The sequence below is a fragment of the Flavobacterium flabelliforme genome, assembly GCF_017948675.1.
Taxonomy (GTDB): Bacteria; Bacteroidota; Bacteroidia; order Flavobacteriales; family Flavobacteriaceae; genus Flavobacterium; species Flavobacterium pygoscelis.
Genome location: NZ_JAGFBU010000009.1, coordinates 47866 through 69366, shown reverse-complemented (window position 1 = coordinate 69366; position 21501 = coordinate 47866). Strand labels below are relative to the sequence as shown.

Sequence of the window (21501 nt, the reverse complement as noted above, 5' to 3'; positions counted from 1 at the left end):
AAAAGAAGTATTTAATGAAATAATTAGCAGACTTTAAAAATGGATATAACCTCTAAATTCAGATAATTTTATTGATTTTGAGCATTACTTTCAAAAACACTATCTTTGGAAAAAATTTAAGCAAATGACTACTTTTGAGCAATTCAATCTTCCTAAATCTGTACAAAAATCAATCGATGATTTAGGATTTACAACTCCTACTCCTATTCAGGAAAAAACTTTTTCGGTGATTATGTCCGGAAGAGATATGATGGGAATCGCTCAAACGGGTACTGGTAAAACATTCGCTTACCTATTACCACTATTAAAACTATATAAATTTACGCCTGGACACACTCCAAAAATAGTAATTCTAGTGCCTACACGTGAACTTGTAGTTCAAGTGGTTGAAGAAGTAGAGAAATTGACAAAATACATGTCCGTTCGGACTATTGGAATTTTTGGTGGTGTAAATATTAACACTCAAAAAACGACAGTTTATACTGGTTGCGATATCCTTGTAGGTACACCGGGAAGAATCATGGATTTAACTTTGGATAATGTAATCCGTTTTGAAGAAATGCAAAAATTAGTAATCGACGAATTTGACGAAATGCTTAATTTAGGTTTCCGCACGCAACTGACTTCGATTTTGGCTATGATGCCAAAAAAACGTCAAAACATACTTTTTTCGGCAACCATGACCGATGAAGTAGATGCCATTTTGAATGATTATTTTGATTACCCAGAAGAAGTGACTCTTTCTGCATCGGGAACACCGCTAGAAAACATCAAACAAATCACCTACCAAGCTCCCAATTTTAATACTAAAATAAATCTTTTAAAACATATTTTACACAACAACGAAGACATGAGTCGTGTTTTAGTGTTTGTAAATAATAAAAAAATTGCCGATTTAGTTCAAGAACGAATAGAAGAGGAATTTGAAGATCAATTTGGAGTGATACACTCTAATAAATCACAAAATTATCGTTTGAGTACGATGGCTTCCTTCCAAGAAGGTAATTTACGTGGTTTGATCACTACTGATATTATGGCAAGAGGTTTAGATATTTCTAATATTACACATGTCATCAATTTTGAAATGCCCGAACTACCTGAATTGTATATGCACAGAATAGGTAGAACTGGTCGTGCCGATGCTAAAGGAACTGCAATAAGTTTTATAGCGCCGCGTGAAGAAGAATATAAAGTAGAGATTGAAGTATTAATGAATATGGAATTAACTATTGAAGAGTTTCCTGAAACAGTGGAGATTTCAACAAAGTTAATCGAACCTGAAAAAGACCGACAACCGATTAAGTTTTTGATGAAAAAGAAAAAACTGGAAGGTGATGGTGCATTTCAAGAAAAAAGTAAAAAGAACAAGAAAGTGAATCTTGGCGGACCAGGTGTAACTAAGAAAAAAACACATGGCTCTGTTAATAGAAACATGCTAAAAACGAGAGATAAGAAAAGAAAAGATAAAAATAAATAAAATCATTCTTAGATTTAAATTATTATAGGCAAAAATGGAAATCATTTTTGCCTATTTTTTTATAATATTAGTACTAAATAATGACATATACTATCCTGTTTTATTTATAAAAATAGCAATTTAGTAAGACTATAAATATTCAAACAACTTCATCTAAAACTATAAAGTAATTTGTATTTTTGGCTGATGAAATTCAGTTCACTGAATTGAATTGAAAAACAAATGAGGCAAACACAACGTAAGAATGCATTTTAAACATCCCGAAATTTTATACTTTCTGTTCGCGTTAATTGTTCCTATTTTGGTACATTTATTTCAACTGCGTCGTTTTAAAAAAGAATATTTCACAAATGTTCGCTTCTTAAAAGCACTTTCTATACAAACTAGAAAAAGTTCTAAAATTAAAAAATGGTTACTTCTAGCCTGTCGCTTATTAGTACTTACTTTCGTTATAATTGCTTTTGCACAACCCTTTTACGAATCAAAAGACAGCAAAAACGCAAATAATGAATTATATATCATTTTAGACAATTCTTTTAGCATGCAAGCCAAAGGGAAGAAAGGCGAATTACTAAAAAGAGCGGTACAAGAATTATTAGAAGAAACACCTGAAAACGTCAATTTCTCTTTAATTACTGCTTCAGAAAATTTTTGGAATACCGATATTAAATCGATTCGCAATTCTTTACAAAATTTGAAATATAGTGCAACTCCATTTGAATTGGATAATATAATGGCAAAATTAAAAGCACATAAATCAGCTTTTAAAAAGGATATTGTAATCATCACAGACGGTATTGGAATTGATAAAAAGAACCTTAAAAATATAGATTTAGACAACAATATACATTTCATAATCCCTAAAGCAGTTCTAAAAAACAATATTGCTATTGACAGCGTTTACATCCATAAAACAGTAGAACAATTCTATGAAATTGGTATTCAATTATCTACCTATGGTGATAAATTTGATCCTACCCCTATTTCCTTATACAACAATAAAACCCTAATTGCTAAAACAACTGTAACATTAGACAGACCGAAAAAAACTATAAATTTTACCATTCCAAAACAGGCTTTTCATGGCTATGTTTTTATTAGTGACAAGGGTTTATCATATGATAATATTTTATATTTCAGCATTTCGAAAGCTAAAAAAACGAATGTAATCAGCATCGGAGAAGCTGTGAAAAACAATTTCCTATCTCGAATTTATACTGCTGATGAATTCAATTTCATCAGCACTACTTTAAGCGCATTAGATTACAATAAACTAGAGGAACAAGATGCTATCGTTCTAAATGAACTCGATGAAATCCCACAAGCATTAATCACTACACTGAAATCTTTTGTAGAAAAAGGAGGAAACTTAATCGTTATTCCTTCTGCTTCCTGTTCTATTTCTAATTTAAATTTATTGGCAACCAATTTTGGCAATCTAAAATTTAATGCTTTAGAAAACACAGAAAAACAGATTACTAAAATCAATTTTAATCATCCAATATACAATAGTGTATTTGAAAAAAAAGTAGCTAATTTTCAATATCCAAAAACAAAAAAGACTTTTAATTTATCAAGTTCGTACCCTGCTGCGTTGTCGTATGAAGACCAAAGCATTTTTCTAACTTCAACTAATAATCCCATTGGAAAAGTAGCTGTTTTTGCCGCACCTATTTCTATTGAAAACTCTAATTTTCAGCAATCACCACTTATTGTACCTACTTTTTACAAGATGGCAATGTACAACCATAATAATGGCATTACTGCATTAACAATAGGAAATAACAATCCACATATAACAGAGACTATCTTAAATAAAGATGCTATTTTAACCGTAAAAGGGGTTGAAGAACAGTTTATTCCAACGCAACAAATACTTAATAATAAAGTCAAAATGAGTTTTGGAGACTATCCAGAACAAGCAGGGAATTTTGCTGTATTTAATAAAAAAGAATGGGTAGAAAATATCAGTTTTAACTATGGTAGAACTGAAAGTGATTTGACTCCAGCTACTGAAAATATTTTATCAGAATACAAAAATTTCGAATCTATAAAATCACTTTTTAACACTTTACAAACTGATCGCACAGACAATCAAATCTGGAAATGGTTTGTTATCTTTGCATTGTTATTTCTATTTACAGAAATGGCTATAATAAGATTCGTAAAATAGAAATCCAAGCTCAAATAATTAAAATACAACTATGAAATTAATCATCAGAGACGCCAAAATTATCGATTCAAAAAGTCCTTTCCACAATAAGACTGTAGATATTTTAATTGTTGATGGTTTTATACAGAAAATAGGAACCTCAATTCCGAATTTAGAACAACTAGAAGAGTTAAAATTAGATAATCTGCACGTTTCACAAGGTTGGTTTGACAGTAGTGTTTCACTAGGAGAACCAGGTTACGAAGATCGAGAAACGATTTCTAATGGACTTCAAGTAGCGGCTAAAAGTGGTTTTACCGCAATTGCTTTGCAACCCAACTCATTCCCTATTATTGACAATCAATCCCAAGTTAATTTTGTAAAAAATAAAGCAACTGGATTTGCTACCCAACTTTATCCTATTGGTGCTTTAACAAAAGAAAGTGCAGGAAAAGATATGGCAGAGTTGTATGATATGCAAAAAGCGGGAGCAGTCGCTTTTGGTGATTACAATAAAAGTTTAAGTAATGCTAACTTGTTAAAAATTGCATTGCAATATGTACAAGATTTTGATGGCTTGACTATCGCTTTTTCTCAAGATGAAAACATCAAAGGTAATGGAGTAGCTAATGAAGGAATTGTTTCTACTCGTTTAGGCCTAAAAGGAATTCCAAATCTAGCCGAAGAATTACAAATAGCAAGAAATTTATTTTTACTGGAATATACTGGAGGAAAATTACACATCCCAACAGTTTCTACAAAAAAATCGGTTGAATTAATTAAAGAAGCAAAGAAAAATGGGCTAAAAGTAAGCTGTAGTGTTGCAGTACACCATTTAGTTTTGACTGACGAAAAACTTGAAGAATTCGATACGAGATACAAAGTTTCACCACCATTGCGAACAGAAACGGATAGAATAGCATTGTTGAAAGGACTAACTGAGGGTACAATTGACATGATTACATCAGATCATAATCCGATCGACATTGAGCATAAAAAAATGGAATTTGATGGATCAAAAAGTGGAACAATTGGTTTAGAAAGTGCTTTCGGCGCATTGATGACTGTTTTACCTTTAGAAATTGTAATTGAAAAATTAACTGCTGGAAAAGAAACTTTTGGAATCGAAATACAAACCATCAATGAAGGATCATCAGCAAATCTCACTTTATTTAACCCAGAAACAGAAAGTATTTTCACAAAATCATCCATTCTTTCTAAATCTAAGAATTCTGCTTTTTTAGGTACCCAAATAAAAGGAAAAGTTTACGGAATTCTAAACCAACAAAAATTAATTTTAGCATAAAATAATGAACAATACTACAGAAACAGGAAAAACAGCAGCAATAACAAGCTATATTTTAGGTATTGGTGTTTTTATAGCTATGTCAATGAATTCTGAAGATAAGAATGCATTTGCTTCCTTTCATATTCGTCAAGGTTTGGGATTAACATTAACATTTATTTCATTGGGATTAATCATCAGTAATTTTGATAGCTTAATGATTTCTGCTCCTATGTGGATATTTGTTTTAGTACTTTGGTCTTATGGCATCACGAGTGCTATAAAAGGAGAAACAAAACCCGTTCCTTTGCTAGGAACCTATTTCCAAAAATGGCTATCAAATATATCCTAAATTTCAATTTCAAAGCACACAATCTTTGTCAAATCAATATATAAAAATGAGTTTATCTTTAGAATTTAAAATACGTGAGCCGAAAGTAAAACTAGATAAAAATCCACTTTTACTTTTACTTCATGGATATGGTAGTAATGAAGCCGATTTATTCTCTTTTGCAGAAGAGCTTCCTGAAAATTATTATATCATTTCAGCACGTGCCCCTTATGACATGCAATATGGAAGCTATGCTTGGTATGCCATCAATTTTGATGCAGATCAAAATAAGTTTTCAGACAACGATCAGGCTAAAGAATCAAGAGATTTGATTGCAAAATTCATAGATGAATTAATTCAGATTTACCCAATCGATGCGCAAAATGTGTCGTTAATTGGTTTTAGCCAAGGATCTATTTTAAGCTATGCTGTAGCGCTTTCTTATCCAGAAAAAGTGCAGAAAGTTGTGGCTATGAGTGGATATTTGAATTTAGATATTGTAGCAGAAGATTACCTTAAAAATAATTTTAGTAATTTAAAAATATTTGCTTCTCATGGAACTGTAGATCAAGTAATTCCAATTGATTGGGCGAGAAAAACACCAGCAATACTAGAGAATTTAGGAATTGAAGTTACCTACAAAGAATATCCGATTGGTCACGGAGTGGCACCACAAAATTTCTATGATTTCAAAAACTGGCTTTTAGAGCAGCAATAAATAATCTTAAATTTGCAGTTTTCAGAAGCTATTTCTGAAAACTGCCTTAAGTGATAATTACTTCTGTTTTTGATACAACAAAGACTGATTTACTTCAAAAGAAATAGTTTCATCATTATTCACGAAATATTTCAATAAAACTTCACCCCAAATATCACCATCACTAAAATCAGCAATTATCCATCTGTGGTTTAATATTTTGACTTTATTGATAATAAATTTATTCGCTCCAATTTGATCTTGACCTGTATAAGGATTCCCTTTTGGATTAGCATTAAAATCTAATAATTGCTCGGTAACAACAGGAATTAATTTTTCATATGCAATAGTTTTATTAGAACTACCAGAGTCAAAATAATTTTGTGCATTTTCATTATTTTCTAATGAGAAGTAATTTGCATCCGCTAACTTAGTAGTCACAAGATTGATACTGTCTCTCAGCTTTGCAGTAGTTTTTTTATATCTATCTTGTTCATATTTCACTTCTTTACTTAAAAACATATAAGTAAAAAGAGCTGTTAGAACACCAAGAATCGTTAGATAGAGAAATAATGATTTTTTCATTTTTTGAATTGGATTATAATGTGATTTCTAAATTATCATAAGCAAGGAAAACATTTTCTGGAAGACTTTTTTGCACGTCTTCATGAAATCCCATAACATGACTAATATGCGTAAGATAAGCCTTCTCTGGCTGGACCAAAGTTATAAAATCTAAGGCTTCTTTCAAATTGAAATGCGTATCATGAGGCTCTTCACGTAAAGCATTTATAACGAGCACTTTTAAATTTTTTAATTTTAAAATTTCGCTCTCTTCAATCGTTTTTACGTCGGTCAAATAAGCGAAATCATCAATTCTATAACCAAAAACTTGAAGATTTCCGTGCATTACATTAACGGGAATTGCAGTTTTATTTCCTATAGAAAAAGGTTGATTATTAATAACTTCATTTGTCGCTACCGATGGCGCTCCGGGATATTTATTAACCGTTTCAAACACATACGAAAATCGACTTTTTAGGTTAGTAATAACTCTTTGGTTGGCATAAATAGGTATTTCGCCTTGTTTAAAATTAAAAGGACGAATATCATCAATTCCTGCTGTATGATCAGAGTGCTCGTGAGTAAATAAAATTCCGTCTACTTTACTACAATTAGAAGTAAGCATTTGTTGCCTAAAATCTGGTCCGCAATCTATGATATAAGAGAAATTATCCCAAGAAATCCAAATGGATACTCTTAGCCTTTTATCTTTAAAATCTTTGCTTTTACATACGGGATGGTCGCTGCCAATAACAGGAATACCTTGTGAGGTGCCGGTTCCTAAAAAATATACCTTCAAACTTCTTGATTTTATTTACAAAAATAGGATTAATTCTCTTTCATTAGAATGCTATTTCATTAACTTTGCAACATATTAGCCATATTAAAATAAAATGGACACAGAAATAAAATTAAAAGGTGATCGAATCATCGAACAAATACCTTCAGTAAACGATAAAGCCCTACGTATCAACCTGAATGAAAATATTTACGGAACTTTTGCAGAAATCGGAGCTGGTCAAGAAACCGTAAGACACTTTTTTAGATCTGGAGGTTCGTCTAGAACTATTGCAAAGGCAATGTCTGCCTACGATAAAGATTTTAGTGATGCCGTTTACGGAATAGAGGAAGATGGTCGTTATGTAACTGAAAGCCGCCTTAAAAAAATGCTTTCTCATGAAGTAAATCTAATTGAAAAACGTTTAAGTAGAGAAAAGCATCCAAACAAAATGTTTTTTAGTTATGCTAATACAGTTGCTACTATTGATTTTGCAAAACAATTCAAAGGACATGGTTGGGTTGGTATTAGCTATCAAATTGAGCCAGACGAAGATTACAACGAAATTATATTGCACATTCGATTTAAGGAAACAGATGTACGTTTGCAACAAGAAACACTTGGTATTCTTGGTGTAAACTTGATATATGGTGCTTATTACAAATACAACGATCCAAAACGTTTGTTGCGCTACTTATACGATCATTTAGACAAAGACCAATTAGAAATAGACACTATCAATTTCTCTGGTCCTCGTTTTGCAGATGTAGACAATCGTTTGATGAGTTTACAGTTGGTAAAAAACGGAATGACTGATGCCGTTATGTTTAATCCTGATGGGATTAATGTTTTGCCTGCTGCTATTTTATACAAAAAAAACATACTCGCTTTTAGAGGTAGTTTCCGTCCGGTTACAAAAGTAAACATGGACATGTATGAGAAATCACTAAAAATGTTTTTGAACGAGAATAAAGTAGAAAAAGAAAATACCTTGGTAGTTTTTGAAATTACACTTTCTAATCTTCGTTCTGATGGTGAAATTGACGAAAGAGATTTTATGGATCGTGCAGAATTACTTTGTTCTCTAGGACAAACCGTAATGATTTCTAATTTTCAAGAATACTACAAGGTTGTAGAATATTTCTCTAATTACACAAAAGCAAGAATGGGATTGGCGATGGGTGTAAACAACTTAATTGACATCTTTGATGAGAAATATTACCGTCATTTGAGCGGTGGAATTTTAGAAGCTTTTGGAAAATTATTTTACCGTGATATGAAAGTCTTTTTGTATCCAATGATTGATGAAAATGGTGAAATTATTAATTCTGAAAACTTAAAAGTACATCCTAGAATGAAAGAATTATACAAATTCTTTAAATTCAATGGCAAAGTGGTTGACATAAATGATTACGATGCAAGCATCCTTGATGTTTTCTCCCGTGAAGTTTTGAATATGATAAATAATGGCAAACCAGGTTGGGAAACTATGCTTCCTAGCGGTATTGCTGAGATAATAAAAGAACATCAACTTTTTGGATATGATCCAAATAAAGTTCTTAAAGAAATTAGTTAATTAATAAAATTTGAAATCCTTGATTTGTTTAACAATTAAGGATTTTTTTTATGGTATCATCACATTATTAAATAACAAATGAAAGAAAAAAATTTAAAAATACTAAAAACAATATTCTTAGGTGGTCTATTATATGCGCTTCTACAAGCTGCATTTGATCTTTATGATTTAAAAGAATTTAATTGGGTGAAATTCTTAATAAATACTATCTTTTTTACGTTTTTTATGGGTCTGATGTTGCGTAAAAATTTTGTGAAAAATTAAATCCTAACGGGAAATTTTTGCTAAAAGCTTAATTTAATTTCAAACAAAGTTTAGAGAAAATAATTTCACTCGAAACTAAAGTTATTATTACCAAAAATATATACCGTGAATTATGCTTTAAAGTATATGTAGCACAATTAGTGTGTTAATAAAGATCGCCCTTTTAATATTCTTTTAATTTCGAATAAAATAACTTCAATCTAAATTTTACAACTCTTCAATACAGAAGACAATCATAAAAATCAACTAATCAAATGAAAAAAAATATAATTTTAACCATCGCTTTTAGTACAATAATTTTAGCAGCTTGTCAAAGCAAACAAAAAACAGATTCTTCACTAATTCAAGAACCTTTAAAAGAAGAAATGAGTTCCGATTTAAATTCAAATTCTATTGATTATCAAATCGCCGAAAATTATTTTGTGAAAAATAATGCAGGTAAACTAGAGCATCCAAAAATTGAAACTTTAGAAAAATTCAACTCTATTTTTGGTATGGCAACAACTATGGGCAAAAATGGTAAGCCAACCACAATTGATTTCTCTAAACAAGATGTAATCGCTCTTGTTTTGCCAGAGACTAATTTAGAAACTTCATTAAAAATAGTTAGCTTAGAACGTGATTCAACAGCAGGAATAACATTAAAATTTAAAAAAATTGAAGGCAAAAAACAAACTTTTACAACCATTCCTAATTTTGCAATTATAGTAGATAAAACAGATGATGCAAATGTAAATTTGCTACAAATAAATTAGTAACACTACCTATAACAGATTATAGAAGATAAAGTAATTGACTTTTAGAAACAAACTAGAATTTTATTTTTTAAAACTTAAGCGTAAAATTCTACAAATTTTTAAAACATTTAAAACAATAAAAAATCATACTTTTAGCTTAAAAACAACCTATTAGAAATTAGAATTTTGAAACTCATTTAAATCAAATCTCCATTATCATAGCCATTTGCTGTTCTAAATTCTTAATTTAAGAAAAGCTTGTATTTATATAAAATATAATTTTACATTTTTCAACAAAAAATATACATTTGATTACCTTTACACACTTAAAATAGGAACTATGTCTGTCGCAAAAAAAGATTATAAAAGAATTACCACGAAGTCACTCATTGAAATGAAGGCTAATGGAGAAAAAATATCTATGCTAACTGCATACGATTTTACCATGGCAAAAATCGTCGATTCTGCAGGGATTGATGTGATTCTTGTAGGCGATTCGGCTTCAAATGTTATGGCTGGACATGAAACGACATTACCTATCACTTTAGACCAAATGATTTATCATGCTTCTTCGGTAGTTAGAGCTACAGAGAGAGCATTGGTTGTTGTAGATTTACCTTTTGGAAGTTACCAATCAGATCCTAAAGAAGCATTGCGCTCCTCAATTAGGATTATGAAAGAAAGCGGTGGACATGCTGTAAAGTTGGAAGGTGGAAAAGAAATTAAAGAATCGATTAAAAAAATATTGAATGCAGGAATTCCAGTAATGGGACATTTGGGTTTAACACCACAATCTATCTATAAATTTGGTACTTATACTGTTCGTGCAAAAGAAGAGGAAGAAGCAGATAAACTTTTGGAAGATGCTCAATTATTAGAAAAATTAGGTTGTTTTGCATTAGTATTAGAAAAAATTCCAGCACATTTAGCCGAAAAAGTGGCCAAAAGTATATCGATACCTGTAATAGGAATTGGCGCTGGTGGCGGTGTAGACGGTCAAGTATTAGTTATTCACGACATGTTAGGAATGAATAATGAATTTAGCCCTCGTTTTTTAAGAAGATATATGAATTTATATGACGGAATGACAACCGCTATCGGGCAATATGTTGCTGATGTAAAATCGAGTGATTTCCCTAACGCTAACGAGCAATATTAAAATACCTCTATAAGAGTAAAAATCTTTTTAATAATGTAATTTTATAAAAACTGAATTAAACATCGTCTAATTCAGTTTTTATATTTAGGTAACTATCTACAATAAATAAAAATCAAATAATTTTCGCTTCTGTAATAGTTTTTATTCAGAAAGAACCGTTGAAATTTATAAAAAATTACAAGCATTAATAAAGATTTAAATTTAACAAACCGATCTAAAAAAGCCCAAAATCTAAAAATAAATGAAAATCATATCAAATAAATCAAATCTCCAAATCCTTCACGAAGACAATCACCTTATCGTTATAAATAAACGTGTTGGTGATATCGTACAAGGCGATAAAACAGGAGACAAGCCATTATCTGATGTGGTTAAGGAATATATTAAAGATAAATACAATAAACCGGGAGAAGTTTTTTTAGGTGTTGTACATCGTTTAGATCGTCCTACATCAGGCATAATCGTCTTTGCTCGCACGAGTAAAGCACTAACAAGGATGAACGAATTATTTAGTAATCGAGAAACTCAAAAAACCTATTGGTGCATTGTCAAAAACAAACCTTTGATCGCTGAAGATAAATTGACTCATTATTTAAAAAGAAACGAAAAAAATAATAGTTCAAAAGCACATTTAAAAGAAGTTCCTGATAGTAAATTAGCTATTTTAGATTATAAAATCATAAAGGAACTCACTAATTATTTTGCCTTAGAAATTAATCTTCATACGGGAAGACATCATCAAATACGGGCACAACTGTCTGCAATAGGTTCCCCAATAAAAGGGGATTTAAAATATGGTTTTGATAGAAGTAATCCTGATGGTGGTATTCATCTACACGCTCGAAAATTAGTATTTATTCATCCAGTAACTAAAGAAAATACAATTATCATTGCTCCCACTCCAGATGAAGTACTTTGGAAAGCATTATAATTTTAAAAAAATGAACTTAAACTTCAACTTACTACTATTATAAAATTGATGTTTAAAAGTTTAAATTTAAAAATGGATTCTGGGATGATTTACCCAAAATCTAACATCCAAAAATGTATATTTGAAAGTTAAAAATTTCAATAGTAAAAATATGCAAATTGTCTTCGCCTCCAGCAACAAAAATAAAATTATAGAAATTCAAAGTATGCTTCCCGAAAGCATTCAAATTCTTAGTCTAGAAGACATTGGTTGCCTAGAAGAAATACCAGAAACCGCAGATACCATTATGGGGAATGCTATCCTGAAGGCGGATTATGTAACAAAAAAATATGGGTATGATTGTTTTGCTGATGATACAGGACTTGAAGTTTCCGCTTTAAATGGGGAACCAGGTGTTTACTCTGCAAGATATGCCGGAGAGCAGCGGAGTTCTGAAGATAATATGAATAAATTATTAGACAATTTATCGGATAAAAATAATAGAAAAGCACAATTTAAAACCGTAATTGCACTAAACATAAACGGTAAACAACAATTATTTACAGGTATAGCAGAAGGAGAAATCACTTTAGAAAAAACTGGAAACAAAGGTTTTGGATACGACCCTATCTTTCGCCCATTGGGATATACAGAAACTTTTGCAGAATTATCTTTAGAGATAAAAAATGAAATCAGTCACAGAGGAAAAGCAACCCAAGATTTGATTAAATTTTTAATAGGAATCAAATAAGTAGGCAAAAAATAGGTTTTTTACAACATAATATCCTATTCAAAGCATGAATTTCACTTAAATTTGAGTAAATAAAAAATACCAATTCTTAAATAAAATCCTAACATTCTGATAATCAAATCACAATAAATCATTAATTCTTAAAATAGCATTAGTTTATATGAATTATAAACAGTAATTTTGCACCCTATTTTAAAAATACATATGAATAAATTTGAACAATTAGGATTGAGTGAATCGTTACTGAAGGCGATTTTAGATCTAGGATTTGAAAGTCCGACCGAAGTACAGGAGAAAGCGATTCCCCTATTATTGGAAAAAGATACAGATATGGTTGCGTTGGCTCAGACAGGGACAGGGAAAACGGCAGCTTTTGGTTTTCCAGTTATCCAAAAAATTGATGCTAACAACAGAAACACACAAGCATTAATTTTATCTCCAACACGTGAATTGTGTTTGCAGATTACCAACGAAATTAAAAACTACTCTAAATACGAAAAAGGTATTAATGTGGTAGCAGTTTACGGTGGAGCTAGCATTACAGAACAAGCGAGAGACATAAAGAGAGGTGCACAAATTATTGTGGCAACTCCAGGAAGAATGCAAGACATGATTAATAGAGGATTGGTTAACATTTCTCAAATTAACTATTGTATTCTTGACGAAGCTGACGAAATGTTGAACATGGGTTTCTACGAAGATATCGTAAACATCCTTTCGACTACGCCAGACGACAAAAACACATGGTTGTTCTCTGCAACAATGCCTGCTGAAGTAGCACGCATTGGAAAACAATTCATGAAAGACCCAATTGAAATTACAGTTGGAGCTAAAAATTCAGGTTCAGCTACAGTTTCTCACGAATTTTACTTAGTAAATGCACGTGATCGTTACGAAGCTTTGAAACGTTTAGCTGATGCTAATCCAGACATTTTCTCAGTAGTTTTTTGTAGAACAAAACGTGATACTCAAGCTGTTGCCGAAAAATTGGTTGAAGATGGATACAGCGCTGCTGCTTTGCACGGAGATTTATCTCAAGCGCAACGTGATGGTGTAATGAAATCTTTCCGTGGAAGACAAATCCAAATGCTTGTAGCTACTGACGTTGCTGCACGTGGAATTGATGTTGACAATATTACGCACGTAGTAAATTACCAATTACCTGACGAAATAGAAACGTACAATCACCGTTCAGGTCGTACAGGTCGTGCTGGTAAATTAGGAACTTCTATTGTAATTGTTACTAAAAGTGAATTGCGTAAGATTTCTTCTATCGAGAGAATCATCAAACAAAAATTCGAAGAAAAAACAATCCCTTCTGGAATTGAAATCTGCGAAATTCAATTGTTACACCTAGCTACAAAAATTAAAGATACTGAAGTTGATCACGAAATTGACAACTACTTACCTGCAATTAATAGCGTTCTTGAAGATTTATCGAAAGAGGAATTAATCAAGAAAATGGTATCGGTAGAATTTAACCGTTTTATCAATTATTACAAGAAAAACAGAGACATTTCTTCTCAATCTGGCGAAAGACGCGAGCGTGATGATAGAGATGGAGCTCCAAGAGAGAACAATAATAGTGGCGCAACAAGATATTTCGTGAACATTGGTTCTAGAGATAACTTTGATTGGATGTCATTAAAAGACTACTTGAAAGAAACATTAGACTTAGGTCGTGATGACGTTTTCAAAGTAGACGTAAAAGAAGGTTTCTCTTTCTTTAACACAGATCCAGAACACACGGATAAAGTAATGGAAATATTGAACAACGTACAATTAGAAGGACGTAGAATCAATGTTGAAATTTCTAAAAATGATGGTGGCGGAAGACGTGATCACAATGGAAGAAGTTCAGGTGGAAGTTTTGGTGGTTCAAGAAGTGCTGCTCCAAGAAGAGAAGGTAGTTTTGCACCAAGAAGAGAAGGTTCTTCAGGTGGTGGATTTAGAAGTGATAGAAATTCAGCTCCAAGAGAAGGTGGTTTCGGACCAAGAAGTTCATCTGCTCCTAGAAGAGAAGGTGGCTTTACATCGGACAGACCTAGAACGGAAGGTTCTTCTGATAGAGCTCCAAGACGTTCTGAAGGATCTGGTGATTCACCAAGACCAAGAAGACCAAGAAGAGACTAACATGCATTGTTAATCTTCTTATAATTATATAAGGAAACTACAAAATATTCAATCTTGATTTATTACTTTTAAAGTTTTAAATTAGCATATGAAATATTTTGTAGTTTTCTTTTTTTTAGTACTTTCCTCAACTGCCATTGCGCAAGTTAAAGAACCCTCCCAGAAAGTTAATGGTATCATAATCAGTAATACGACTAAAGAACCTTTAGTAGGCGTTAACATCATTAATGTAAATAAAGTAAGAGGAGCAACTACCGATTTAGGCGGTTACTTTGAGCTAGATGTGCAAGTAAATGACACCTTACACATTACGAGTTTAGGATTTCAATCCCTTCGTGTTCGAGTTACCAATGACTGGTTAAAAAATAAAAGCACAAAAATACAACTAACAGAAAAAGCCATAGCGCTAGAGGAAGTAGTAATACGCCCTTTTAACCTAACAGGTTATCTAGAAGTTGACACTAAAATCATTCCTGTTAAAGAAAATTTCAGATATAGTATTTCTGGACTTAGTCAAGGATATGAGGCGGGAGAATACTCTCCAAATGCCTTTGGAAGGGTATTAGGATCTATCTTTAACCCTGCAGATGTTCTTTATAACTTTTTTGGCAAAAACCCCAAAGAACTTAAGAAACTTAAAGAAATGAAGAAAGACGATACAGTTCGTAATCTTTTAGAATCTAAATTTGATAGAGAAATGATTGCCGTACTATTAGGAGTAGATAAAAATGAAATAGCCGAAATTTTACAACGCTGTAATTACTCCGAATCATTCATACAAACAGCTAATGACTTGCAAATTATGGATGCTATTAGCGGATGTTATGAAGAATATAAAGTATTAAAGAAAAAATAAAGTGATTTTAAATATTTAAAATAATTCCTCAATTACACTAAGTAGTTGAGGAATTATTTTTTGATAGAAATTCAAGTTATTACAATTCTCCAATAAAAAAATCCCATGCCAGTTTAGAGCTATGGTGATTAAAAAACTACTTTTAAAAAAAAATCTCTTTGTAAGGATAATGTACTTTATAAAAGTAAAAATTAAATCTCATCTTGTACAATTTTAAAATAAATCATTAAATTCCGAAACAGAAAAAGACTTATACTAATTAGATAAAGAAAAGGTCTTTTTAAAGTAATTCAGTTTCAAAATCAAAAAAGATTACATATATTTACTTACATAACAAGAACTAATTTTAAATATCTATTATCATGGCAAAAAGTCAAGACGCAAAGAAAACTGCGAAAAAAGAGCCTTTAAAAACAGCAAAGGAAAAGAAAGAAGAAAAAAGAGATAAGAAAAATGCTCCGAAAAGAGACTAATTACAAATAAAAAAGGCTGTTTAGAGTTCGAATACTCTTAACAGCCTTTTTAATATTTTGAGCTTAAATTTACCTTGAATAATTAGGAGCTTCTTTAGTAATTGTCACATTATGAGGGTGACTTTCGTTGATACCACTAGCAGTAATACGAACAAAACGACCTGTTTCTTGCAAAGTAGGAATATCTTTGGAACCACAATATCCCATTCCTGCTCGAAGACCACCAATAAATTGCTGCATACTTTCGTTTAATTCACCTTTATAAGGAACACGACCGACAATTCCTTCTGGAACTAATTTCTTTACATCATCTTCAACATCTTGAAAATAACGATCTTTAGAACCTTCTTGCATTGCTTCAACAGATCCCATTCCGCGGTATGATTTAAATTTTCTTCCTTCAAAAATAATAGTTTCCCCAGGAGATTCCTTAGTACCAGCAAGCAATGAACCTAGCATTACACAATCTGCACCTGCAGCAATCGCTTTAGGAATATCACCTGTGTAACGTATTCCACCATCTGCAATTACAGGAACTCCAGTTCCTTTGATAGCCGCAGCTACTTCAAGAACGGCAGAGAACTGAGGAAAGCCTACACCAGCAACAATACGAGTAGTACAAATTGAACCTGGACCAATACCAACTTTTACACCATCAGCACCATTTTCGACTAAATATTTGGCCGCTTCTGGAGTAGCGATATTACCCACAATAACATCCAATTCTGGAAATTTAGCTTTTACCGCTTTCAAAACGTCTACTACTCCTTTTGTATGTCCGTGAGCAGTATCAATAATTACAGCATCAACTCCAGCATTAACTAAAGCTGTTGCTCTTTCGACGGCATCAGCAGTAACTCCTAACGCAGCAGCAACTCTTAATCGTCCAAATTTATCTTTATTGGCGTTTGGTTTTTGAGTTAGTTTGGTAATATCTCTAAAGGTAATTAAACCAACTAATTCATATTTATCATTTACAACTGGTAATTTTTCTATTTTGTGTCCTTGTAAAACAATTTCTGCTTGTTCTAGTGAAGTTCCTTCCGGAACAGTAACTAAATTTTCAGTAGTCATTACCTCAACAATTGGTCTTGAACTATTTTTTTCAAAACGCAAATCTCTATTCGTAACAATTCCTTTTAAAATTTTGTTATCATCCACAATTGGAATACCACCAATTCCAAATTCTTTCATCGCATTCTTAGCGTCTGCAACAGTCGAAGTTAATGGTAAAGTAACAGGATCGATAATCATTCCAGATTCTGCACGTTTTACTTTTCTAACTTTAGCCGCTTGTTGCTCTATAGTCATATTTTTGTGCAGTACACCAATTCCTCCTTCTTGAGCCATAGCTATTGCCATTGCGCTCTGAGTAACTGTATCCATAGCAGCAGATACAATAGGAACATTAAGCGTTATATTTCTAGAAAATTTTGATTTGATACTCACTTCGCGAGGAAGCACATTTGAGTAATTAGGAACTAATAAAACATCATCGTAAGTTAATCCTTCACCGATAATTTTAGAGTTGTGTGCGATCATTGCAATTGTAGTTGGAGTTTAATTGCGTGCAAATATAGACAATCTTAAGCGAAAAAACAGTTAAATCTTAGAATAATTAATTAATTTGCAATTCAAAGTCAATTATTTGACAAAAATTCTCATCCGTAATTCTAAACCATTCTCCAATATATTTATTTATAATGACTGAAATAAAAAAGCAATTCAAAGGTCTTTCAAATGAAGAAATAGTACAATCTAGAACAAAATTTGGATCAAATACTATTATTCAACAAAAAAAGAATGTTTTTTTGAACTCCGTACTTGAAATGATAAAAGAGCCAATGTTCTTATTATTACTTACTGCAACAAGTATTTATTTTATAACTGGTGATTACGGCAACGGTATTTTTATGGGAATGGCTATCTTATTAGTTTCTGCCATTTCGCTATATCAGGAATCTAAAAGTAGATCTGCCATTAACGATTTAAAGAAACTTTCGCAACCTAAAAGCAAGGTCATTCGCAACGGCATAACATCAGAAATTCCGAGCGAAGAGATTGTCATTGGTGATCTGATCCAAACTGAAGAAGGTACATTTATTCCTGCCGACGCTACTATTATTCAATCTAATGATTTTGCAGTTAACGAATCTATTCTCACTGGGGAATCAATGGCAGTGTTCAAAAATGAAAATACAAATAATGACTCTGTTTTTCTTGGAACTATTGTTACAAGTGGTTTAGCAATTTGCAAAGTAATTGCTATTGGAAACCAAACTCAGTTAGGTAAAATTGGTCAAAGTTTAGAAGCTATAGTCGAAGAGAAAACACCGCTTCAAGTTCAAATAGGAAGCTTCGTAAAAAAAATGTCGCTGGTAGGTTTAGGAATTTTCATTTTGGTCTGGATCATTAACTATTACAATTCAAAAATGCTTCTTGACAGCTTATTAAAAGCATTGACGTTAGCGATGAGTATTATTCCAGAAGAAATTCCAGTGGCTTTTACCACCTTTATGGCGTTAGGTTCTTGGCGATTAATGAAAATAGGAGTTATTGTAAAACAGACAAAAACGGTCGAGACATTAGGAAGTGCCGATGTAATTTGCACAGACAAAACAGGAACGATTACAGAAAACAGGATGACTCTAGCGCAGTGCTACTCTTTATCCGACAACCATATAAAAGAAAATTATACAGATCCAAATAGTATTGAATTATTAACTATTGCTATGTGGGCAAGCGAACCCATTCCTTATGATGCCATGGAAATAGCGCTTCATGATGCCTATTCAAAATTAGAAGTAACAGACGAACGACCTAATTTTAAATTAGTACACGAATATCCATTAGATGGTAAACCTCCAATGATGACACATGTTTTCGAGGATTTTAAAGGAACCCGAATTATTGCGGCTAAAGGCGCTACAGAAGCTTTAATAGCAACGTCAAACTTATCTGAAAAAGAAACGAAAGACATATTAGCAGCGATGAAAAAAATGGCTCTAGAAGGTTATCGTGTTTTAGGAGTTGGAATTGCTTCATTTATTGGCACTGATTATCCAAAAAAACAGCAAGAATTCACTTTTGATTTTAAAGGATTAGTAGCTTTTTACGATCCTCCTAAAGCAAATATAAAAGCAACATTCGAAACCTTATATAAAGCTGGTATTCAAATAAAAATAGTGACTGGCGACAATGCAGAAACAACCGCCACAATTGCCAAGCAAATTGGGTTTAGAAATGCCGACCAAACATTAAACGGAGATGAATTAATGGCAATGGACGAAACAACTCTAAGAAAAAGAGTAATGGAAACATCAATTTTTACCAGAATGTTTCCCGAAGCAAAACTAAAAATCATTAAAGCATTAAAGGATAATAATCAAATTGTGGCAATGACTGGAGATGGCGTAAATGATGGGCCCGCACTAAAATCAGCTCATATCGGAATTGCTATGGGAAAAAAAGGTACTGAAATTGCCAAACAAGCCGCAAATCTAATTCTTATTGATGATGATTTTTCTAAAATGATTGAAGCCATTGCAATGGGTCGGAAAATTTATAGCAATCTAAAAAAAGCAATTCAGTATATCATTTCAATACATATTCCTATTATATTAATAGTTTTCATTCCACTAGCATTGGGATGGATTTATCCTAATATTTTTTCTCCTGTACACGTTATCTTTTTAGAAATAATTATGGGGCCAACTTGCTCTATAATTTATGAAAACGAACCAATGGAAAGCAATTTGATGCAGCTCAAACCAAGGCCAATTACAAATACTTTCTTTAAACTCAAAGAAATCACAATTAGCATTATACAAGGAATCGTTATAACAATTGGTTTATTGTTTGTTTATCAGTATTGTGTAACCAATACGTTTTCTGAAGCCGCTACTAGAACTGTGGTTTTTATAACTTTAATCTCAGCAAACATTTTTTTAACCCTTACCAACCGTTCTTTTTATTACTCCATTTTTACAACATTGCGTTATAAAAATAATTTGGTTTTACTGATTATTTCTACCACTATTGTAACAACAGCTTGCTTACTTTTCATTCCTTTATTCGCCAACTTTTTCGAATTCGAAAGCCTTTCTGGTCTACAAATAGGATTAAGTATTTTAGTAGGTTCGATATCAGTATTATGGATAGAAATTTACAAAGTATTTAAAAGGAAAAAAAATGAAATATTATAAATAGCTATTACTTATTGAATAATTACGAACATCAAAAATAGAGTCTAAAACCGCATATGGATTGAGATTATAAAATAATTTTGATAAGTATTCTGCTAAACTTTAAGTTAAAACGATAGTTCCATTTTATTTTAAAAATATATAAAAGAAAATAAAAAAGCACGCAAACAAACAGCGTTTTCAATCGGAGTTATAGAGAAAAAGACTTTATATGAAAATTATATTTCTAATGAAATTCACCAAACAACTTTGAAGCATCATTATAGGAACTTTCAAAACTCATCGGACTCAAATTAGTAATTTCTTTTTGAGCGGTAAAATAGGATAATAATTTCTCCGTAGGCATATTACCTGTTAGATCATCAGTAGCCATAGGACAACCTCCAAAACCTTGAATCGCACCATCAAAACGACGACAACCTGCTTTGTAGGCAGCATCAATTTTTTCAAACCATTTATCAGGAGTGGTATGCAAATGAGCTCCAAACTCTATTTCCGGATAAGCAGGAATTAAATTTGAAAATAAATAGGAAATCACATCTGGAGTAGAGCTTCCTACTGTATCAGAAAGTGATAAAATTTTAACTCCCATATTTGCTAATCTTTGAGTCCATTCGCCCACGATTTCCACATCCCAGGGATCTCCGTAAGGATTTCCAAAACCCATTGACAAATAAGCCACCACTTCTTTATCTTCACTAGCAGCAATTTCTAAAATTTCTTGAAGCGTAATCAATGACTCTGCTATTGTTTTATGTGTATTTCTCATCTGAAAATTTTCAGAAATTGAAAACGGAAAACCTAAATAACGTATTTCAGCATGTTCAGAAGCTAATTTTGCTCCCTGAGTATTAGCAATAATAGCCAATAATTTACTTTGAGTTTGAGATAAGTCTAGTTGTGCTAGAACTTCCGCAGTATCCTGCATTTGAGGAATCGCTTTAGGCGAAACAAAGCTACCAAAATCTATACTATCAAAACCTACACGTAGTAAAGATTGAATATAAGCTACTTTCTTCTCAGTAGGAATAAACGGTTTGATGCCTTGCATTGCATCACGTGGACATTCTATAATTTTTATTGGTTTCATAGGCAGCCAAAGATACTAAAGAAATTGTTTTTACGAAATCGTTTTATCGTATTAACAAAAAAA

At 32.0% G+C, this 21501-nt stretch carries 17 protein-coding genes; 13 read left to right on the top strand and 4 right to left on the bottom strand.

Features of this window, described 5'->3' with window-relative positions:
• Positions 1-124: 124 nt before the first annotated feature.
• The 5 genes from J3S90_RS15390 to J3S90_RS15370 all read left to right on the top strand — a co-directional run bounded on the left by J3S90_RS15390 (position 125) and on the right by J3S90_RS15370 (position 5963).
• Positions 125-1477: a DEAD/DEAH box helicase gene (locus J3S90_RS15390; RefSeq protein ID WP_210646918.1), complete on the top strand. Its 1353-nt coding sequence runs from the start codon at positions 125-127 to the stop codon at positions 1475-1477.
• 244 nt (positions 1478-1721) lie between these two features.
• On the top strand, positions 1722-3650 hold the full coding sequence (locus J3S90_RS15385) for a BatA domain-containing protein (protein ID WP_210646917.1): 1929 nt from the start codon (positions 1722-1724) through the stop codon (positions 3648-3650).
• Between the two features lie 31 nt (positions 3651-3681).
• Positions 3682-4935, top strand: coding sequence for a dihydroorotase (locus J3S90_RS15380; RefSeq protein ID WP_210646916.1), 1254 nt, complete (start codon positions 3682-3684; stop codon positions 4933-4935).
• A 4-nt stretch (positions 4936-4939) separates the two neighbouring features.
• Complete coding sequence (locus J3S90_RS15375) at positions 4940-5266, top strand: hypothetical protein (RefSeq protein ID WP_210646915.1); 327 nt, start codon at positions 4940-4942, stop codon at positions 5264-5266.
• Between the two features lie 46 nt (positions 5267-5312).
• The gene (locus J3S90_RS15370; protein ID WP_210646914.1) at positions 5313-5963 is read left to right on the top strand and encodes an alpha/beta hydrolase; all 651 of its coding nucleotides are present in this window, start codon (positions 5313-5315) and stop codon (positions 5961-5963) included.
• A 57-nt stretch (positions 5964-6020) separates the two neighbouring features.
• Here J3S90_RS15370 and J3S90_RS15365 read toward each other — a convergent pair whose 3' ends face one another.
• Together J3S90_RS15365 and J3S90_RS15360 are read right to left on the bottom strand one after the other, a co-directional pair.
• Positions 6021-6527 carry a hypothetical protein gene (locus J3S90_RS15365; RefSeq protein ID WP_188051648.1) on the bottom strand — a complete coding sequence of 169 codons (507 nt, stop codon included), beginning with the start codon at positions 6525-6527 and terminating at the stop codon, positions 6021-6023.
• A gap of 13 nt (positions 6528-6540) precedes the next feature.
• Positions 6541-7305 carry an MBL fold metallo-hydrolase gene (locus tag J3S90_RS15360; RefSeq protein ID WP_210646913.1) on the bottom strand — a complete coding sequence of 255 codons (765 nt, stop codon included), beginning with the start codon at positions 7303-7305 and terminating at the stop codon, positions 6541-6543.
• A gap of 94 nt (positions 7306-7399) precedes the next feature.
• Here J3S90_RS15360 and J3S90_RS15355 point away from each other — a divergent pair, with 94 nt between their 5' ends.
• The 7 genes from J3S90_RS15355 (at position 7400) to J3S90_RS15325 (ending at position 15670) form a co-directional block, all read left to right on the top strand.
• Positions 7400-8860, top strand: a complete 1461-nt coding sequence (locus J3S90_RS15355; protein ID WP_188051650.1) for a TonB-dependent receptor — start codon at positions 7400-7402, stop codon at positions 8858-8860.
• Positions 8861-9378: 518 nt separating this feature from the next.
• Positions 9379-9879: a hypothetical protein gene (locus tag J3S90_RS15350; RefSeq protein ID WP_210646912.1), complete on the top strand. Its 501-nt coding sequence runs from the start codon at positions 9379-9381 to the stop codon at positions 9877-9879.
• A gap of 322 nt (positions 9880-10201) precedes the next feature.
• On the top strand, positions 10202-11020 hold the full coding sequence (gene panB, locus J3S90_RS15345) for a 3-methyl-2-oxobutanoate hydroxymethyltransferase (RefSeq protein WP_188051653.1): 819 nt from the start codon (positions 10202-10204) through the stop codon (positions 11018-11020).
• 241 nt (positions 11021-11261) lie between these two features.
• Complete coding sequence (locus tag J3S90_RS15340; protein WP_210646911.1) at positions 11262-11951, top strand: RluA family pseudouridine synthase; 690 nt, start codon at positions 11262-11264, stop codon at positions 11949-11951.
• Between the two features lie 151 nt (positions 11952-12102).
• Complete coding sequence (locus J3S90_RS15335; RefSeq protein WP_210646910.1) at positions 12103-12681, top strand: non-canonical purine NTP diphosphatase; 579 nt, start codon at positions 12103-12105, stop codon at positions 12679-12681.
• Positions 12682-12885: 204 nt separating this feature from the next.
• Positions 12886-14814, top strand: a complete 1929-nt coding sequence (locus J3S90_RS15330; protein ID WP_188051656.1) for a DEAD/DEAH box helicase — start codon at positions 12886-12888, stop codon at positions 14812-14814.
• Between the two features lie 88 nt (positions 14815-14902).
• Positions 14903-15670, top strand: coding sequence for a carboxypeptidase-like regulatory domain-containing protein (locus J3S90_RS15325; protein ID WP_188051657.1), 768 nt, complete (start codon positions 14903-14905; stop codon positions 15668-15670).
• Between the two features lie 542 nt (positions 15671-16212).
• On the opposite strand, the gene guaB is transcribed toward J3S90_RS15325, so the two are convergent.
• Positions 16213-17685: an IMP dehydrogenase gene (guaB, locus tag J3S90_RS15320; protein ID WP_210646909.1), complete on the bottom strand. Its 1473-nt coding sequence runs from the start codon at positions 17683-17685 to the stop codon at positions 16213-16215.
• Between the two features lie 161 nt (positions 17686-17846).
• Between guaB and J3S90_RS15315 the strand changes: the two genes are divergently transcribed.
• Positions 17847-20348: a cation-translocating P-type ATPase gene (locus J3S90_RS15315; RefSeq protein ID WP_210646908.1), complete on the top strand. Its 2502-nt coding sequence runs from the start codon at positions 17847-17849 to the stop codon at positions 20346-20348.
• Between the two features lie 226 nt (positions 20349-20574).
• Here the strand turns inward: J3S90_RS15315 and J3S90_RS15310 are convergent, their stop codons facing one another.
• Positions 20575-21438, bottom strand: coding sequence for a hydroxymethylglutaryl-CoA lyase (locus tag J3S90_RS15310; RefSeq protein WP_210646907.1), 864 nt, complete (start codon positions 21436-21438; stop codon positions 20575-20577).
• Between the last annotated feature and the right edge of the window lie 63 nt (positions 21439-21501).

What these genes read in the sequence shown, in the direction of transcription:
- J3S90_RS15390 (WP_210646918.1), top strand. Translation starts at nt 125, where the DNA reads ATGACTACTTTTGAGCAATTCAATCTTCCTAAATCTGTACAAAAATCA.
- J3S90_RS15385 (WP_210646917.1), top strand. Translation starts at nt 1,722, where the DNA reads ATGCATTTTAAACATCCCGAAATTTTATACTTTCTGTTCGCGTTAATT.
- J3S90_RS15380 (WP_210646916.1), top strand. Translation starts at nt 3,682, where the DNA reads ATGAAATTAATCATCAGAGACGCCAAAATTATCGATTCAAAAAGTCCT.
- J3S90_RS15375 (WP_210646915.1), top strand. Translation starts at nt 4,940, where the DNA reads ATGAACAATACTACAGAAACAGGAAAAACAGCAGCAATAACAAGCTAT.
- J3S90_RS15370 (WP_210646914.1), top strand. Translation starts at nt 5,313, where the DNA reads ATGAGTTTATCTTTAGAATTTAAAATACGTGAGCCGAAAGTAAAACTA.
- J3S90_RS15365 (WP_188051648.1), bottom strand. Translation starts at nt 6,527, where the DNA reads ATGAAAAAATCATTATTTCTCTATCTAACGATTCTTGGTGTTCTAACA.
- J3S90_RS15355 (WP_188051650.1), top strand. Translation starts at nt 7,400, where the DNA reads ATGGACACAGAAATAAAATTAAAAGGTGATCGAATCATCGAACAAATA.
- J3S90_RS15350 (WP_210646912.1), top strand. Translation starts at nt 9,379, where the DNA reads ATGAAAAAAAATATAATTTTAACCATCGCTTTTAGTACAATAATTTTA.
- panB (WP_188051653.1), top strand. Translation starts at nt 10,202, where the DNA reads ATGTCTGTCGCAAAAAAAGATTATAAAAGAATTACCACGAAGTCACTC.
- J3S90_RS15340 (WP_210646911.1), top strand. Translation starts at nt 11,262, where the DNA reads ATGAAAATCATATCAAATAAATCAAATCTCCAAATCCTTCACGAAGAC.
- J3S90_RS15335 (WP_210646910.1), top strand. Translation starts at nt 12,103, where the DNA reads ATGCAAATTGTCTTCGCCTCCAGCAACAAAAATAAAATTATAGAAATT.
- J3S90_RS15330 (WP_188051656.1), top strand. Translation starts at nt 12,886, where the DNA reads ATGAATAAATTTGAACAATTAGGATTGAGTGAATCGTTACTGAAGGCG.
- J3S90_RS15325 (WP_188051657.1), top strand. Translation starts at nt 14,903, where the DNA reads ATGAAATATTTTGTAGTTTTCTTTTTTTTAGTACTTTCCTCAACTGCC.
- guaB (WP_210646909.1), bottom strand. Translation starts at nt 17,685, where the DNA reads ATGATCGCACACAACTCTAAAATTATCGGTGAAGGATTAACTTACGAT.
- J3S90_RS15315 (WP_210646908.1), top strand. Translation starts at nt 17,847, where the DNA reads ATGACTGAAATAAAAAAGCAATTCAAAGGTCTTTCAAATGAAGAAATA.
- J3S90_RS15310 (WP_210646907.1), bottom strand. Translation starts at nt 21,438, where the DNA reads ATGAAACCAATAAAAATTATAGAATGTCCACGTGATGCAATGCAAGGC.